The sequence below is a fragment of the Microbacterium sp. Leaf161 genome (assembly GCF_001423645.1).
Lineage (GTDB): Bacteria > Actinomycetota > Actinomycetes > Actinomycetales > Microbacteriaceae > Microbacterium > Microbacterium forte.
Window position 1 is genome coordinate 362,452 of the sequence record NZ_LMOW01000002.1, and the last position, 15,111, is coordinate 377,562.

At 67.6% G+C, this 15,111-nt stretch carries 18 protein-coding genes and 1 tRNA gene; 10 read left to right on the forward strand and 9 right to left on the reverse strand.

Annotated elements, in window-relative coordinates:
• Window positions 1-3: 3 nt before the first annotated feature.
• Genes ASF87_RS14470 through ASF87_RS14485 form a run of 4 tightly spaced genes read left to right on the forward strand, consistent with a single transcriptional unit; the run spans window position 4 to window position 3,647 of the window.
• Window positions 4-489 (forward strand): ribose-5-phosphate isomerase, encoded by a 486-nt coding sequence (locus ASF87_RS14470; RefSeq protein WP_056376775.1) that lies wholly within the window; start codon window positions 4-6, stop codon window positions 487-489.
• Window position 490: 1 nt separating this feature from the next.
• The gene (locus ASF87_RS14475; RefSeq protein WP_056376777.1) at window positions 491-1,489 is read left to right on the forward strand and encodes an Fpg/Nei family DNA glycosylase; all 999 of its coding nucleotides are present in this window, start codon (window positions 491-493) and stop codon (window positions 1,487-1,489) included.
• Between the two features lie 23 nt (window positions 1,490-1,512).
• Complete coding sequence (locus ASF87_RS14480) at window positions 1,513-2,154, forward strand: FMN-binding negative transcriptional regulator (protein ID WP_056376779.1); 642 nt, start codon at window positions 1,513-1,515, stop codon at window positions 2,152-2,154.
• Window positions 2,151-3,647 carry an amidohydrolase gene (locus tag ASF87_RS14485; RefSeq protein WP_056376782.1) on the forward strand — a complete coding sequence of 499 codons (1,497 nt, stop codon included), beginning with the start codon at window positions 2,151-2,153 and terminating at the stop codon, window positions 3,645-3,647. The genes ASF87_RS14480 and ASF87_RS14485 overlap by 4 nt, the downstream gene beginning before the upstream one ends.
• 60 nt (window positions 3,648-3,707) lie before the next feature.
• On the opposite strand, the gene ASF87_RS14490 is transcribed toward ASF87_RS14485, so the two are convergent.
• Entirely contained in the window at window positions 3,708-4,193 is a 486-nt protein-coding gene (locus ASF87_RS14490) for a Dps family protein (protein WP_042536706.1), read from the reverse strand.
• A gap of 140 nt (window positions 4,194-4,333) precedes the next feature.
• Here ASF87_RS14490 and ASF87_RS14495 point away from each other — a divergent pair, with 140 nt between their 5' ends.
• Both ASF87_RS14495 and ASF87_RS14500 read left to right on the forward strand, forming a co-directional pair.
• Window positions 4,334-4,870: a gamma carbonic anhydrase family protein gene (locus tag ASF87_RS14495; RefSeq protein WP_056376784.1), complete on the forward strand. Its 537-nt coding sequence runs from the start codon at window positions 4,334-4,336 to the stop codon at window positions 4,868-4,870.
• Window positions 4,871-4,899: 29 nt separating this feature from the next.
• Window positions 4,900-4,973, forward strand: a tRNA-Ile gene (locus tag ASF87_RS14500).
• Here the strand turns inward: ASF87_RS14500 and ASF87_RS14505 are convergent.
• The 6 genes from ASF87_RS14505 to ASF87_RS14530 all read right to left on the reverse strand — a co-directional run bounded on the left by ASF87_RS14505 (window position 4,971) and on the right by ASF87_RS14530 (window position 9,416).
• A complete protein-coding gene (locus ASF87_RS14505; protein ID WP_056377060.1) occupies window positions 4,971-5,573 on the reverse strand; it encodes a hypothetical protein in 603 nt (200 codons plus the stop codon). The genes ASF87_RS14500 and ASF87_RS14505 overlap by 3 nt on opposite strands.
• Before the next feature lie 11 nt (window positions 5,574-5,584).
• Entirely contained in the window at window positions 5,585-6,418 is an 834-nt protein-coding gene (locus ASF87_RS14510; protein WP_056376786.1) for an endonuclease/exonuclease/phosphatase family protein, read from the reverse strand.
• Complete coding sequence (locus ASF87_RS14515; RefSeq protein ID WP_056377063.1) at window positions 6,415-7,245, reverse strand: glycosyltransferase; 831 nt, start codon at window positions 7,243-7,245, stop codon at window positions 6,415-6,417. Before ASF87_RS14515 ends, ASF87_RS14510 begins: the two co-directional genes overlap by 4 nt.
• A 79-nt stretch (window positions 7,246-7,324) precedes the next feature.
• Window positions 7,325-7,657 (reverse strand): DUF7882 family protein, encoded by a 333-nt coding sequence (locus tag ASF87_RS14520; RefSeq protein WP_042536702.1) that lies wholly within the window; start codon window positions 7,655-7,657, stop codon window positions 7,325-7,327.
• An 87-nt stretch (window positions 7,658-7,744) separates the two neighbouring features.
• A complete protein-coding gene (locus ASF87_RS14525; protein ID WP_056376788.1) occupies window positions 7,745-8,683 on the reverse strand; it encodes an AraC family transcriptional regulator in 939 nt (312 codons plus the stop codon).
• Complete coding sequence (locus ASF87_RS14530; protein ID WP_056377065.1) at window positions 8,664-9,416, reverse strand: exonuclease domain-containing protein; 753 nt, start codon at window positions 9,414-9,416, stop codon at window positions 8,664-8,666. The genes ASF87_RS14525 and ASF87_RS14530 overlap by 20 nt, the downstream gene beginning before the upstream one ends.
• Window positions 9,417-9,496: 80 nt before the next feature.
• Between ASF87_RS14530 and ASF87_RS14535 the strand changes: the two genes are divergently transcribed.
• The gene (locus ASF87_RS14535; RefSeq protein ID WP_056376790.1) at window positions 9,497-10,396 is read left to right on the forward strand and encodes an alpha/beta fold hydrolase; all 900 of its coding nucleotides are present in this window, start codon (window positions 9,497-9,499) and stop codon (window positions 10,394-10,396) included.
• Here ASF87_RS14535 and ASF87_RS14540 read toward each other — a convergent pair.
• Complete coding sequence (locus tag ASF87_RS14540; protein ID WP_042536698.1) at window positions 10,368-10,841, reverse strand: Lrp/AsnC family transcriptional regulator; 474 nt, start codon at window positions 10,839-10,841, stop codon at window positions 10,368-10,370. The two genes, ASF87_RS14535 and ASF87_RS14540, sit on opposite strands and share 29 nt — an antisense overlap.
• 168 nt (window positions 10,842-11,009) lie before the next feature.
• Between ASF87_RS14540 and pdhA the strand changes: the two genes are divergently transcribed.
• Genes pdhA through ASF87_RS14555 form a run of 3 tightly spaced genes read left to right on the forward strand, consistent with a single transcriptional unit; the run spans window position 11,010 to window position 14,499 of the window.
• Window positions 11,010-12,125 carry a pyruvate dehydrogenase (acetyl-transferring) E1 component subunit alpha gene (gene pdhA / locus ASF87_RS14545; protein ID WP_056377067.1) on the forward strand — a complete coding sequence of 372 codons (1,116 nt, stop codon included), beginning with the start codon at window positions 11,010-11,012 and terminating at the stop codon, window positions 12,123-12,125.
• A gap of 2 nt (window positions 12,126-12,127) precedes the next feature.
• The gene (locus ASF87_RS14550; protein ID WP_056377069.1) at window positions 12,128-13,138 is read left to right on the forward strand and encodes an alpha-ketoacid dehydrogenase subunit beta; all 1,011 of its coding nucleotides are present in this window, start codon (window positions 12,128-12,130) and stop codon (window positions 13,136-13,138) included.
• Window positions 13,135-14,499 carry a dihydrolipoamide acetyltransferase family protein gene (locus ASF87_RS14555; protein ID WP_056376792.1) on the forward strand — a complete coding sequence of 455 codons (1,365 nt, stop codon included), beginning with the start codon at window positions 13,135-13,137 and terminating at the stop codon, window positions 14,497-14,499. The genes ASF87_RS14550 and ASF87_RS14555 overlap by 4 nt, the downstream gene beginning before the upstream one ends.
• Here ASF87_RS14555 and ASF87_RS14560 read toward each other — a convergent pair.
• Window positions 14,492-15,085 (reverse strand): TetR/AcrR family transcriptional regulator, encoded by a 594-nt coding sequence (locus tag ASF87_RS14560; protein ID WP_042536694.1) that lies wholly within the window; start codon window positions 15,083-15,085, stop codon window positions 14,492-14,494. The genes ASF87_RS14555 and ASF87_RS14560 overlap by 8 nt on opposite strands.
• Window positions 15,086-15,111 lie beyond the last annotated feature (26 nt).

Consider the following 15,111-nt stretch of genomic DNA (forward strand, 5'->3'; position numbering starts at 1 on the left):
GCCATGCGCATCCATATCGCCACCGATCACGCCGGTCTCGACTTCTCGACGCAGCTGCAGGACCATCTGCGCAGCGCAGGCCATGAAGTCGTCGACCACGGGCCGGTCGAGTATGACGCGGTCGACGACTACCCCGCGTTCTGCATCCGCGCTGCGCAGGCGGTCGTGGCGGACCAGAGAGCCGGGGTCGAGACGCTCGGCGTGGTGTTCGGCGGCTCGGGGAACGGCGAGCAGATCGCCGCGAACAAGGTCGCCGGTGTCCGCGCCGCGCTGGTGTGGAACACGTCGACCGCCGAGCTCGCCCGTGAGCACAACGATGCGAACGTGATCTCGATCGGGGCGCGTCAGCACTCCTTCGACGAGGTCACCTCGTTCATCGACACCTTCATCGCCACGCCGTTCTCGGGAGACGAGCGTCACATCCGCCGCATCGGTCAGATCGCGGACTTCGAGCGCGACGGCTCGCTGCTTCCGGACCCGCGAGCCTGACATGCCCGAGGGCCACTCCGTCCATCGCATCGCTCGTCAGTTCGATCGGAACTTCGTCGGCAAGACGATGCTCGCCTCGAGCCCGCAGGGACGATTCGCCGAGGGCGCGGCTGTCCTGAACGGACGCGAGGCGATCAGCGTGCAGGCTGTGGGCAAGCAGATGTTCCTCGAGGCCGAAGGCGATGTGTGGTTGCGCGTGCACCTCGGTCTCTACGGAGCCTGGGACTTCGCCGGCGACATCCTGGTAGACCCCACCATCGCGTCTGCGAACGGTCGCATGGGGCAGACCAACCAGAGGGGCACGGTGGTGGATGAGGAGATCCTCGACGATGCCGGAGAGAACTCGCTGGCGTCGATCGGCGCGCCCCGTCGAACCCGTGTGCACGTTCGCATGTCGGAGCAGACGAAGGGTCTCGCCGACGAGGGGCTCGAGTGGCCGCCGCCGGTCGTCGGGCAGGTTCGGCTGCGTCTGATGACCGACATCACCGCCGCTGACCTTCGCGGACCCACCGCATGCGTGCTGCAGACTCCTGAGGAGATGCTCGCCAGCGTGGCGAAGCTCGGTCCCGATCCGCTCGTGGGCGATCCGGTGCAGAACGAGGAGCGCTTCGTCGCGGCGGTCCGCAAGAAGCAGACGGTGATCGCTCTCCTGCTCATGGATCAGGCCGTGGTGAGCGGCATCGGCAACGTGTATCGGGCCGAGATGCTGTTCCGCCAGCGGTTGAACCCGCATACCCCCGGCCGAGAGGTTCCCGAGGACGTCGTGCGAGCCCTGTGGCATGACTGGGTGCGTCTCCTCGCCGTCGGCGTCGAGACCGGTCAGATGATGACCATGGATGATCTCTCGCCCGATGCGTACCGCGCCGCGATGGCGAGCCGCGACGACCGGCACTGGGTCTACCATCGCGCAGGTCTGCCGTGCCGCATCTGCGGCACCGAGATCGCTCTCGAGGAGATCGGCGCGCGCAAGCTGTACTGGTGCCCGCGCTGCCAAGCGTGACCCGTCGGCCATAGGCTGAGGGGATGCGTCAGAACCCCAGTTTCACGCTCGCGGATGTGGCCGAGATCCGTCGGATCGTCGATGCCAATCCCTGGGCGACGATCGTGAGCCACGGTCCCGACGGCCTGGTCTCTTCGCACTACGTCGTTCTGCTCGATGACGACCATGACGACTTGACGGTCGTGGGGCATGTCGGGCGGCCGGACGACCTGATTCACGGCCTGGGGGATGGAGAGTTGCTCGTCGTCTTCCAGGGACCGCACGGCTACATCTCGCCCGGCTGGTACGGCGATGTGCCGTCGGTTCCGACCTGGAACTACACGGCCGTGCATCTCGCAGGGATTCCCGAGATCCTCAGCGACGAAGAGAACCTCGCCGTGCTCGACCGGCTGGTCGACCGTTTCGAGGGACGGATGCCGGAGCCACGGCGCATGTGGGAACGGCCGAACGATCCCGCGTTCGTCACTCGCCTGGCCACAGGGACGGTGGGCTTCAGACTCACCCCGACCAGGGTCGTCGCCAAGCGCAAGCTCAGTCAGAACAAGCCGGCCGAGACCGTGGAGACGGTCATCGCCGAGCTCGAGGCCGACGGGCCGTACAGGCAGCCCGCCCTCGCGGCCGAGATGCGTCGTGCTCAGCAGGCGCGCGTCGGAGGTCGCTCGTGATCGGGATCGGAGAGCGGGTCGGCACCCTCGTCGGCGTGCGGGTCTCCGGCCCTGGAAGAGAGTTCCTGATCGACGACGAGCCTGTGGACATCTTCATCGAAGACGGTCGCATCAGCGACATCGCTCCCACCGGAGCTGTCGCGCCGCAGGGCGAGATCCTCGAGGGCAACGGGGCCTGGGCGGTGCCCGGCCTCTGGGACAACCATGTTCACACGGTCCAGTGGGCGCTGGCGGCGGAGCGAGTCGCACTCGGCGGCGCGGCCTCGGCGTCTGAGGCTGCTGCGATCATGGCGGCCGCGGCACCGCTGCCGGATGGACGGAAGGTGGGCAGCGGATTCCGCGATGCGATGTGGCCGGATCACCCGACGCTCGCTCTGCTCGACAGCGTCACCGGAGAGGTCCCCACCTACCTCATAAACGCAGACGTGCACAGCACGTGGCTCAACTCGGCTGCCTTGCGGCTCGAGGGGTTCGCCAGCGCCGACGGGATGCTGCGCGAGCAGGACGCGTTCGAGATCTCTCGTCGACTGAATGCCGTGGATCCTGTTCGGGGCGATGCGGCGGTCCGGGACGCGGGGGAGAGAGCAGCGTCCCGCGGCGTCACGGGGCTGGTCGACTTCGACATGGCATGGAATGCCGATGCGTGGCCACGCCGAGTCGCGGCGGGGTTCGCCGCGCACCGCGTCGAGTTCGCGATCTATCCGTTCGACCTCGAGCGAGCCATCCGTGCCGGCCTGCGGTCGGGTGAGCTGCACCAGGACGAGGACGCGCCGGAAGCCGGGCGCGACCTGATCCATGTCGGACCGCTGAAGATCATCAGCGACGGTTCGCTGGGCACACGCACCGCCGCATGCTCACACGCGTATCCGGGTGATCCCGAGAATTTCGGGGTGCTCACCGTGCCCCCGGCCGAGCTCGCAGAGCTGCTCACCGTCGCGACCGGAGCAGGACTCGCGGTCGCCGTGCACGCGATCGGCGACCGCGCCGTCACCGGCGCGCTCGATGCCTTCACCACGTCTGGTGCGGTGGGCACCATCGAGCACGCCCAGCTGGTGCGTCACGCCGATCTCGCGCGGTTCGGCAGACTCGGCATCGTCGCGAGCGTGCAACCGCAGCACGCTCTCGACGACAGAGATCTCGTCGGCCGGCACTGGGCAGGGCAGACCTCGATCGGCTATCCGCTCGGCGCCCTGCGGGACGCCGGTGTCGAGCTGCGCTTCGGATCGGACGCGCCTGTGGCACCGCTCGATCCGTGGCAGGCGATCGCCGCTGCCGTCACCCGCACCGACGACGACCGCGATCCCTGGCACCCCGAGGAGCGGCTGACACGCGAGCAGGCGCTCCGGGCGAGCGTCCGCAGCTCTGTGCGCCCGGGCGAGCTGGCCGATGTCGCCCTGTGCGGCTACGACCCTCTGACCGCCTCCGGGGCGGATCTGCGAGGGATGCCGGTGACGGCGACGATGGTGGCGGGGCGTCTGACCTACGGTGCCTGACATCCGGAGCACGAAGAAGGGCACCGGAAGACCCGGTGCCCTTCTTCGTCAGACGGATGCTTATGCGGCGATGTGCGACACGAGGAACCAGCGGTCCTTCTCGAGTCCGCGCATGATCTCGATCGCGACGTCCTGGCTCGTGAGGTCGACCTCGTCGAGCCCGTCGATCGCAGCCTTCACGTCGATGAGGATCGCGTCGATGTCGGAGATGACAGCGCGCACGAGCTCGTCGGACTGGGTGAAGCCGGCGGGAACCGACGTAGCGCTTCCCTTGGCGGCCACGGCGCTGATGCGCGCGTCGATCGGCAGGCCGAGGGCGACGATCCGCTCGGCGGCGGTGTCGGCGAAGTCTCCTGCGTGCGCGACGATCGTGTCGAGAAGCTCGTGGACGCCGACGAAGTTGGCGCCGCGCACGTGCCAGTGCGCCTGCTTGCCATCGATCGTCAGTGCCTGGAGTCCGAGCACGACGGGGGAGAGGAACTGAGCCGCTGCAGCTGCCACTGTCGGGTCGCTGGCGGTTGTGGAAACGGTCTGTACCTTGCTCATCTTGACTCCTCCGGAGTTGTCTCTTCGTGCCTGATGATGACAACGCTACTCGTCTGAAAACATTCCGCAAGCAAGCGAAGGCTCGGCTTAGTGCCCCGGAATCATGCGGAAATCCGGCCTTGGGAGGATAGTCTCACCACATGAGCATCGCAGCCGGAGCCTCTGTCCTCGCACTCCCAGGGAAGACCCCGTCGGTACCCGAAGAGGCGTTCGTCGCCGAGGGAGCGCGCATCGTCGGCGACGTCTCGCTGGCCGAAGGCGCGAGCGTCTGGTACAACGCCGTGCTCCGAGGCGACTCGGCATCCATCGTGATCGGTCGGGGCAGCAATGTGCAGGACAACGTCTCGGTCCACGTCGATGCGGCTCATCCCGTCACCATCGGTGACAAGGTGTCTATCGGTCACAACGCCGTGGTGCACGGATGCACGATCGGAGACGGCTCGCTCATCGGCATGGGGGCTGTCGTGCTCAGCGGCGCGGTCATCGGCGCGGGTTGCCTCATCGCCGGCGGAGCAGTCGTGCTCGGAGGAACCGAGGTGCCAGACGGCTCACTGGTGGCGGGGGTTCCCGCGAAGGTGCGTCGATCCCTCAGCGACGACGAGCGTGCCGACCTGATCGCCAACGCCGAGATCTACCTGGTGCACCTCGAGACGCACACCGCCGCGACACCGATCTGACCGGTTCGGCCCGATAGGCTGGTGCTCACGGGGCGGTGGCCAAGCTGGTTAAGGCAGTGGGCTCATAACCCAACGATCGCGGGTTCAAGTCCCGCCCGCCCTACTCCCGTTCGCCGAACTCAGATCTCGAGCACGGTCGTCTCAGAGATGACGTCGCGAGGATGACGCCGGCAGCGATACCGCCGAGTCCGCCGAAGACCATGTCGCCGATCGTGTCCTGATACGTGACGAAGATCTCGTCGCTGAGGTAGGCCCAGCCCAGCCACTCGACCATCTCCCACATGGCGCTGAGTGCGAGGGCCAGGAGCGGTGCCAGGACGAGCGGAGTTCGCGGCCGGGCGCCGTGGTCGCGAGTCATCGCGACGACCTCCGCCCGGGTGAGGATCAGCACAGCGACGATCGTCAGAATCCCCGTGCAGATCAGGTGCACGACCAGATCCCAGCCCGGGATCGTCCGGTACAGGTCGAATATGTTGCTCCACGCGGCCACGAGCACGGTCGCGCAGACCGCCAGATCGAACCACCCGCGCAGTCCCAGCACTCGAGGCAGCATCAGGGCCGGAAGAGCGAGTGCGGCGATGCCGGCGTCCGTCGGCGCGAGCCAGATCAGCGCCACGCCGACGCCGACGATCCCCAGAACGCGCAGAGAGTCTGCGGACCACTCCGCGAGGGAACGAGGCGGACGGAGGAAGTCTTCTTTCACTGTGTCCTCTTTCACTGTGTCTTCCCGTCCAGACGCAGTAGCGCCTGCACTGCCAGGTGATCCGAGGGTCTGATCCCGTCGAAGACACCTGCGTTGATGCCGGCAGCACGCACCCGGACGTCTCGGCTGACGAGCATCCAGTCGACGCGCCGCCCTGTGAGCCGCGGTCGTCGATATCCGTTGAGCGTGCTCCACAGCGGTGTCAGCCGGTCTTCGGCAGCGCTCCAGGAGTCGGTGAGCTCCGCGCACGACAGAAGCGTGCGTACGGCGCGGGAACGGGCACCGGCATTGAGATCACCCATCACGATCGTCGGAAGAGCACGCTTCCGGACCAGCGCGGAGATGGCCTCGGCCGATCGTCGCCGCGAACGAGAGGACAGGTGGTCGAGATGGGTGTTGACGACGAGGAATCGGATGCCCGTCGACCTGTCGGCGAACTCCGCCGTCACGAGAATGCGGGGGATGAGGTTGCCCCAGGATCGACTGCCCCGTTCGTCTGGGCGCGCTGAAAGGGCCTGCTGCTCCCATCCGCGTAGTTCCAGGCGTTCGGAGTCGTAGACGAGCGGGGTGCCCTCGCCCGTGCCTTCGCGGCCTCGTCCTCTGCCGATGAACCGGTGAGCGGGGCCGAGCGCGCGGGTGACGACCGTCATCGCGCCGGGAAGCACCTCCTGCAGCCCGAGGATCGTCGGACGCTCCGAGTGCAGCACCTCAGCGACTGCCGGGGCGCGCACACTCCAGCGGTCCTGCTTCGGACGCGCGAAGCCCTCCATGGCCCGGCGGATGTTGAACGACATCGCGTGCAGCTCCGGTGCGACCACAGGGCCGATCAGCGCGGGCACGGTCATCGTATCCGCCGTGCTGCGGGGCCGCGTAGGCGACGGCGGACCACCAGGCGCACCCACCGCACAGGGGGGAAGTCGCGCGGCCAGTGCACGAGCACGCTGCGGAAGCCTCGCTTCACGCGCCGGCCGAACTGCCCTGCGGTGAACGGTCTCATCGACATCCCCATCGACTCGCCGGGGAGCCGAGCGATGCGGTGGTTCTCGCCGAGGTGGAAGGCGAGGTCGAGGTCATCGTGGATGTGTGCATCGCCGCGATGCACGTCCGCACGCACCGCATGCCATGCTTCCCTGCGGAACGCGAGATTCGAGCCGAACAGCGGTCTATGACCGAGAGTCACGCTCAAGAGGCTTCCGTACGCGCCGAGATAGAGCCGAGCGAGCGGGACGCGGAGCGCCACAGGCCCGTCGGTGAAGCGCGCACCTCCGGTGACGGCCCCGATGCGCTCGTCCTGCCCGAAGGCCGAGACGACCGCGGAGATCCAGTCGGCATCCGGTTCGCAGTCCGCGTCGAGTCTGAGGATCAGATCACCGCGTGCGGCATCGTATCCGGTGGACGCCGCAGCGGGGATGCCCGGCTCGATGCAGGTGAGCACGCGCGCGCCTGAGGCTCGCGCTACCGAGGCCGACGAATCGGACGAGTCATTGTCGACCACGATGATCTCGTCCGCCGGCGACTCCTGGGCGTGCAGGGCCCGCAGACACCGTGCCAGCAGAGCCGCATCGTCCTTGACAGGCACGACCACCGAGATGGTGGGGGAGTAGGCAGGCCCTTTCTGTGACCGGACCGTGGCGGCACTGCCGACCACATAACCTTCGCTGCGTTCCGTCATCGGCGCGATCATGTCATCGATCGACGGAGAGAACGAGGGACTTGACACTGCGGAGCCCGCCCGACCCTCCGCGCCCGGATCAGCGAGCGTCTGCAGCCTGCAGGTCGGACGAAGGCTCGATCAGCTCCTCCACGAGCGTGATGCCGCCGCTCGAGTTGGCCGAATGGGCGAGATCCTCGATCCACCGACGGCTGAGCTCGGGCGCCTCGCTCTCGTCGAAGACGAACCTCAGGGGGATCGACGGATGCAACCAGACCGTCGAGCGGCCTTCGGGGTCTCCGTCCGGGTGCTTCCAGGTCAGTGTGAAGCTCTCGTTGCGACGCAGCTTCGTCGCAACGACGACCTTGAGGTGCGCGAGTGCACGATCGTCGATATGGATCGGCTCGGAGGCGCCGTAATAGAGAGAACCCATATCTCGGAATATATGCGCCAGGGGGGCGAACCATCGCACCGGCCACCCTCGGCGCGCGAGGGGAGCGAACAATCTGTTCGCATAATGTCATCGGCGATGCGTCGCGGCCGTCACAGAGGGAAGCACACCGAAGCTGTCGCGATACGCGGCGGCGAATCGTGAAGGATGTGAGAAACCCCATCGGCGAGCCACCGCGGCGACCGTCGAGGGCGCCCCGGACTGCAGGTCGCGATGGGCGCCGTCCAGCCGCGCCCGTCGCAGCGACTCGGCCGGCGTCGTGTCGAGCGCTCGTCGGAAGGCGTACTGCAATCCCCGCGTCGAGATATGCACGGCCGCGGCGACATCATCGACGGTGATCGGCCGGTGCGAGTTCTCGGCGATGAAATCGAGAGCACGGCGCACGGTCGCCGGAGCGGCTGTGGTCTGTGCCGGGCGATGGCGTTCGAGGCGGCTCGTCGTCGTGAACGCGGCGAGCGTCGTGGCCGCCGCATGGCGCGCCAACTCGCTGCGCAGTAGTTCGAGATCGTCCGTGGTGTCACCGAGCGGTGCGGCGCTCTGCTCGAGATACGCGAACATGCGATCCCATGCCGCGGCCGCGTACGCGGAGCGAGGGGAGAGGTCCTCGATACGTATGGAGAGGTCGTCGTCACCGCTTATCCGCCGCGCGAGGCGCGACAGGGTGTCGCGGTCGAACACGAGCGCCGCCACTCGGGCCCCCGCGTCCCATCGTGCATGCACTCGGGGTCCGTCCGAGATCCACGGGCGGCTCGCATCGAGATCGCCCCGATCGGAGTACACCCGCGCATCCGGACCGTCCACCCGGCACACCAGAACCTGGTCGAGTGGTTCCGCGGTCGAACGCACCTCCGCTGCCAGGTCGTAGCGAACGAGGCTCACGCCGCCGAGATCCGCAGAGTGCCAATCGAAGCGGAAACGCTCGGGGTCGACGTCGTGCAGGACCGCAGACGGGACGAACTGCTTCCAGGTGCTCTCGACGCGTGAGACGTCACTGGTTCGGAACCGCATCGCGAGGCCCCTTCCCTCGGGTGCGGTGTGCGCGCACAGGCCAGGTGCCGTCGAGGCGTTCCTCCGGCTCGAGACGGCCGATCCGGATGAAGTACTCCGTCAGGCTCGCCGCCTGAGAACGCGCCCACCCGATCTGACGCGTATGCAGCTCATCGAGCGTCTCGGGAAGCACGAACTGGCGCGCCAGGGCCTGCGCGACTCGACCTGCCGCCACCGCATCCGCGGCCGCCTCGTGAGCATCCTCGAGTCGCACCGCGTAGAGAGCGGCGACCACCTCGAGAGTGCGCTTGCCCGGGCGGTACCGGTCGTAGGCCTTGTCGATCACGAGAGGGTCGATGATGGGGGAGGGATCCTCCAGCGGTGCGATTCCGTGGCGATGCGCCTCGTGAGCCAGGAGGGAGAAGTCGTACGCCGCGTTGTACGCGACGATCGGAACCCCCTGTGAGAGCAGGGACCGCAGGGCAGCGGTCACTTCTCCGACCACCTCAGCGCCCGGACGCCCGTGCCTGCGGGCATGCTCGGTGGTGACTCCATGCACAGCCGTGGCACCCGCGGGTATCGGCACCCCAGGATCCGACAGCCAGTCCCTCGCGGCGATCTCACGTCCGTCTGCGTCGAGCAGCCCCACATGCGCGGTGACGACGCGGTCTTTCTCCACGTCGATCCCCGTGGTCTCGAGGTCGAACACGCCTACACGAGTGATCCAGTGCGGGAGCGAGGGGGCCGGGGGCATGGTTTCACCGTAGATCCGGGCTCCGACATCCGCGCGGAGGCACACGGAGAGCACGCATCCGCCGACTCTAGACTTGGTCCATGACCGTCCCCTCTCCCTATGCAGACCGCCTGACCCGACTGCCGGTCGTGCGCCACGAGGTCGACGTTCGGGGTGGGACCACCGTGTTCTGGGAGTACGGGCCCGCCGACGCTGACGTGACGATCGTCGCGGTGCACGGTTTCCGAGGGGAGCACCACGGCCTCGAGCCGATCCTCGCATTCCTTCCCGAGGTTCGCGTGATCTCTCCCGATCTCCCCGGATTCGGCGAGACGGCGCCAGTCGCCGGCCGTTCCTACGATCTCGACGAATACGTCGCCTGGCTGAACGAGTTCGCGGCGACGGTGGCTCCCGGAGCGGTGATACTCGGACACTCCTTCGGATCGATCGTCGCCTCTGCGGCGGTCGCAGCGGGTCTCGAGACCCCGCGGCTGATCTTGATCAACCCCATCGGAGCGCCGGCACTCGAGGGTCCCAAGGGCATCATGACGCGTCTCGCGGTCCTGTACTACTCACTCGGAGCGCGCCTGCCCGAACGAGCGGGAACGGCGCTCCTGCGCAACCGTCTGATCGTCAGGGTCATGAGCATCACGATGGCCAAGACGTCGGACCCGCAGCTGCGGCGGTTCATCCACGACCAGCACGACACCTACTTCTCGCGGTTCGCCGACCGCGACGTCCTCCGGGATGCTTTCGTGACGAGCGTGTCGCATGACGTGAGCGAGTTCGCCTCCTCCATCTCAACGCCCACGCTTCTCATCGCCGCCCAGCGAGACGACATCACCCCCATCGAGGTCGAGCGACGGCTTGCGGAGCGCTTCGACGACGCCACTCTGGTCGAGATCGCCGAGGTCGGACACCTGATCCACTACGAGACGCCCGCCGAAGCCGCGGGTGCCGTTCGCCGATTCCTCAGGATTCCCGTCGCGCGAGGCCGATGAGGCCGGCGACACGGAACGGGATCACCTCGCCCATCGCGAGAGAGGTCTCGGTGCGCTCCACGCCTTCGATCGACAGGATGCGCGCGTCGGTGTCGAAGAGGTGCCTGGCGTCTCTGCACGCGACGCGCGCGAGCAGGTCGATCGACCCGCTGAGTCCGTGCGCCTGCACGACTTCGGGGATGCGGGCCAGCTCGTTGATGATGCGTGGCAGCTCGGTCTGACGTACCCCGATGCTCACGAACGCCTGAAGCGGGAATCCGAGCACGTCTGTCGAGAACGATCGCTCGTACGACTGGAATATCCCGGTCTGCTCGAGTCTCGCCATCCGCGCCTGAATGGTGTTGCGGGACAGCCCGAGGTTCTCCGCGAGCGCGACGATCGTGACGCGGGGATCATCGGCGAGCGCGGCGAGCAGTTCCAGATCAATGCGGTCAAGTCCGGCCATAGTGCCAAACGATAGCAGGGTGGGGGATGCCCGAATTTGGCAACATGCTCAAGCCGATCGCGGTTGCTTGAGCGAGGTGATGAGCGGACGTACGCTCGAGTCAACCGGCGATGAGGCTGGGGCCGAGCGTAGAACCCGTGACGACGGCCACGAATGAGGAGGACGATGATGTCACCGCAGATCACCCCGATCGCCGATACGGCGCAGGATCTCGAACTCGCCGAGCGCTTCCTCTCACCAGAGGGCGAGCGGATCTCGAACCCGCTGCTCGACTCCTATGTCGATGACGTCGACGCAGCACAGCTGCGGGCGCTGCATCGCGACATGGTCATCCTCCGTCGTATCGACGCCGAGGGCGTCGCGCTCCAGCGTCAGGGGCAGCTCGGACTCTGGGCGCCGTGCCAGGGGCAGGAGGCGACCCAGATCGGCACAGCGAGGGCGCTCGCTCCTCAGGACTACGTGTTCCCGAGCTATCGGGAGACGGGGGTTATCTATGCCCGTGGCGCTGAGCCCGGCGACTTCGTCCGCATGTGGCGCGGCGAGGAGGGTGCGGGTCACGACCCTGCAGCACTCCGGGTCGCTCCGCTGCAGATCATCATCGGAGCGCAGACGCTGCACGCCGTCGGCTACGCCCTCGGCATCCGTCATGAAGGAACGGACGAAGTCGCCGTCACCTACTTCGGCGACGGCGCCACGAGTCAGGGCGACGTCAACGAGGCGATGATCTTCGCCTCCTCCTATCAGGCCCCGGTCGTCTTCGTCTGCCAGAACAACCACTGGGCGATCTCGGAGCCCGTGTCGGTGCAGTCGAAGTATCCGATCGCCGGGCGGGCGCCCGGCTTCGGCATCCCGAGCCTTCGGGTCGACGGCAACGACGTCCTCGCGTGCGTGGCTGCGATGCGCTGGGCCCTCGCACACGCCCGATCGGGAAATGGCCCCGCCTACATCGAAGCGGTCACGTATCGCATGGGTCCTCACACGACAGCCGACGATCCGACTCGCTACCGCAGGGACGACGAGCTCGAGGCATGGCGTCGTCGCGACCCCATCGCTCGCCTGGAAGCGCACCTGCTGTCGATCGGCGAGCTGAGCGACGAGCAGATCGCCGAGACTCAGAAGGCCGCGGACGTCGCGGCACGGGAGATGCGCGCAGAGTGCCTGAGCATGGTGACCCGCCCACCGCTCGCCGTCTTCGACGGCGTCTATGCCGAGCCTCATGCCGGACTCGACCGCCAGCGCGACGAGTACGCCGCGTATCTGGCCTCCTTCGACGGGGAGGTGTGATGATGACGCAGATCACTCTCGGCAAGGCGCTCGGCGCCGGCCTCCGCCAGGCGATGCGCGACGACGACAAGGTCGTGTTGCTGGGCGAGGACATCGGCAGGCTGGGCGGCGTCTTCCGCATCACGGACGGACTCCTCGACGAGTTCGGTGCCAAGCGCGTGATCGACACTCCTCTCGCAGAGTCCGGCATCGTCGGAATGGCTGTCGGGTTGGCGTTCCGTGGCTATCGGCCCGTCGTCGAGATCCAGTTCGACGGCTTCGTGTATCCCGCATTCGATCAGATCGTCGCCCAGGTCGCCAAGCTGCACTACCGCACGCAGGGTCGGGTACGGATGCCGATCACGATACGCATCCCCTGGGCCGGCGGGATCGGCGCGGCCGAGCACCACTCGGAATCGCCCGAGGCGTATTTCGTGCATACGGCAGGACTGCGCGTGATCGCCGTGTCGAACCCCGAGGACGCGTACCGGAGCCTGCGCCAGGCCATCGCGTCGGACGACCCGGTGATCTTCTTCGAACCCAAGCGGCTCTACCACCACAAGGGCGAGGTCGACCTCGACGCACCGCTGGCGGATGCTGCGCCGATGGGACTCGCACGTGTCGTCCGAGCAGGCGACGATGCGACCCTCATCACCTATGGGGCGATGGTCACGACCGCGTTGCAGGCTGCCGAGGCTGCGGAGGACGAGGGCATCTCGCTGGAGGTCATCGATCTGCGCTCGCTGTCGCCCGTCGACTACGACACGGTCGCGACGTCAGTCCGCAAGACCGGGCGGGTCGTCGTGGCGCACGAGGCGTCACGCGAGGCAGGCATGGCCGCCGAGGTGATCGCGAGCGTCACCGAGCGATGCTTCGAATACCTCGAGTCTGCTCCGCTGCGTGTGACCGGACACGATGTCCCCTATCCGCCGGCGAAGCTCGAGAAGTACCACCTGCCGGACCTCGACCGGCTGCTGGATGCCGTCGATCGCGTGCTCGATCGTCCGAACAGCCTGACGGGAGCAGACGCATGAACGCGGAGTTCCGACTGCCGGATCTCGGCGAGGGGCTGACAGAGGCGGAGGTCGTCCAGTGGCTCGTCGCACCCGGCGACACGGTGACGCTCAACCAGACTCTGGCGGAGGTCGAGACGGCCAAGGCGATCGTCGAGCTGCCGTCTCCCTACGAAGGTGTCGTCGCCGCCCTGCATGCCGAGGCGGGACAGACGATAGCGGTCGGTGCTCCGCTGATCGAGTTCGACGTGGAGGGAGCCGATGGCCCGTCCACCGGGGACTCGAGCGGAGTCGATGGGCAGGAGAAGGCGCAGCCCAACCTGGTGGGCTACGGAGCCGCCCCCACGGCATCCGGGCGGCCCGCTCGGCGCGCCAGGCGCGCATCCGGAGCCAGAGCGACGACCGACACGGCTGTGCTCGAGGCGGCGCCGCACGACGCCTCGCCGACTGTGAGCGTCGAGGTCGTCATCGAACGGCCTCGGTCCACCCCGCCCGTGCGAGCGTATGCGAAGCGTCTCGGCGTCGACCTCGCCCTCGTCGCCGCGTCGGTCGGAGATCGCGTGATCACACGCGCCGACGTCGACGACTACGTCTCCCGCACCGGGGTGACTGTCGAGCAGGCGGACACCACGCCACGACGCACTGCTGTTCCGGACGACGTGACCGGGCTCCGGGAGCATCCGCGCGAGACGCGCATCCCCATTCGCGGAGTCCGCAAGCACACCGCCGCAGCGATGGTCGAGAGCGCCTTCACCGCTCCGCACGTCACGGTCTTCCACACCGTCGATGTGACATCGACCATGGACCTTCTCGAGTCGCTGCGCGGCGACCGGTCGCTGTCCGAGCACCGGATCGGTCCGCTCGCCGTCGTGGCGAAGGCGGTGTGTCTCGCTCTGACCCGCGCCCCCGGCTTGAACGCGCGGTGGGACGAATCCGCCGGAGAGATCGTGCAGTTCGGGTACGTCGATCTCGGAATCGCGGCCGCTACCGACCGCGGACTCATCGTGCCGCACATCCGTGACGCCGAGGCCATGAGCCTCATCGAGCTCGCGGATGCCGTGAGGTCTCTCGCCGCCACGGCGCGTGAGGGCAGGACGTCTCCGGTGGAGCTGTCCGGCGGCACTTTCTCGATCTCGAACATCGGGGTGTTCGGCGTCGATGCGGGCACCCCGATCCTCCCGCCCGGGCAATCGGGGATCCTCGCGGTCGGCGCGGTCCGGCGTCTTCCGTGGGAGCACCGCGGCGAGATCGCCCTTCGCCACGTGATGACGCTCAGCCTCTCCTTCGATCACCGGATCGTCGATGGAGCGGAGGGCGCGAGGTTCCTCAAGGACGTCGCCGACGTGCTGGAGGAACCCGGGCGAGCGATGCTTCTCAGATAGTCGCTCGGAGCGCCGATTCCGCCATCGCGGCGAGCACTGCCGCGGTGGCGGAGTGGTGCCTGGCTGCTGCCCGCGTGCTGTGCGGAGTCGAGTTGATCAACCCGAAGCACGCCTGTACCCGCAGGCGGAGCTCGTCGGCATCGGCCTCGACGAGAGGGTGCAGCGTGTCGATCCAGAGCTCGATATAGGCGCGTTGCAGGCGTCGGACTGCGGAGTGATCCTGCGCCGAAAGGTGCACGACATCTCGATCGTGCACGCGGATCACGTCGGCGTTGCCGAGGGCGAATTCGACGTGGAAGGCGACGAGTGCGTGGATGCGCTCTTCGGGCGTGGACCCGTCGGCCGCGACCCGGGTTCCTCCGGAGACGAGATCGTCGCTCACCTTGATCAGCACGGCGCCGAGCAGTGCCTGCTTTCCGGCGAAATGGCGGTAGACGGCCGGGCCGGATACGCCCACGGCGGCGCCGATGTCCTCGAGGCTCACCCCGTTGTACCCGCTCTCGGCGAAGAGCCGGGCCGCCTCTCGGAGGATCGCGTCCGACCTCTCTGCCTTCGCGCGATCTCGCGCAGTCGGGGGGCTTGTCATCTCAGTTAATCCTCGCTAACCTGATG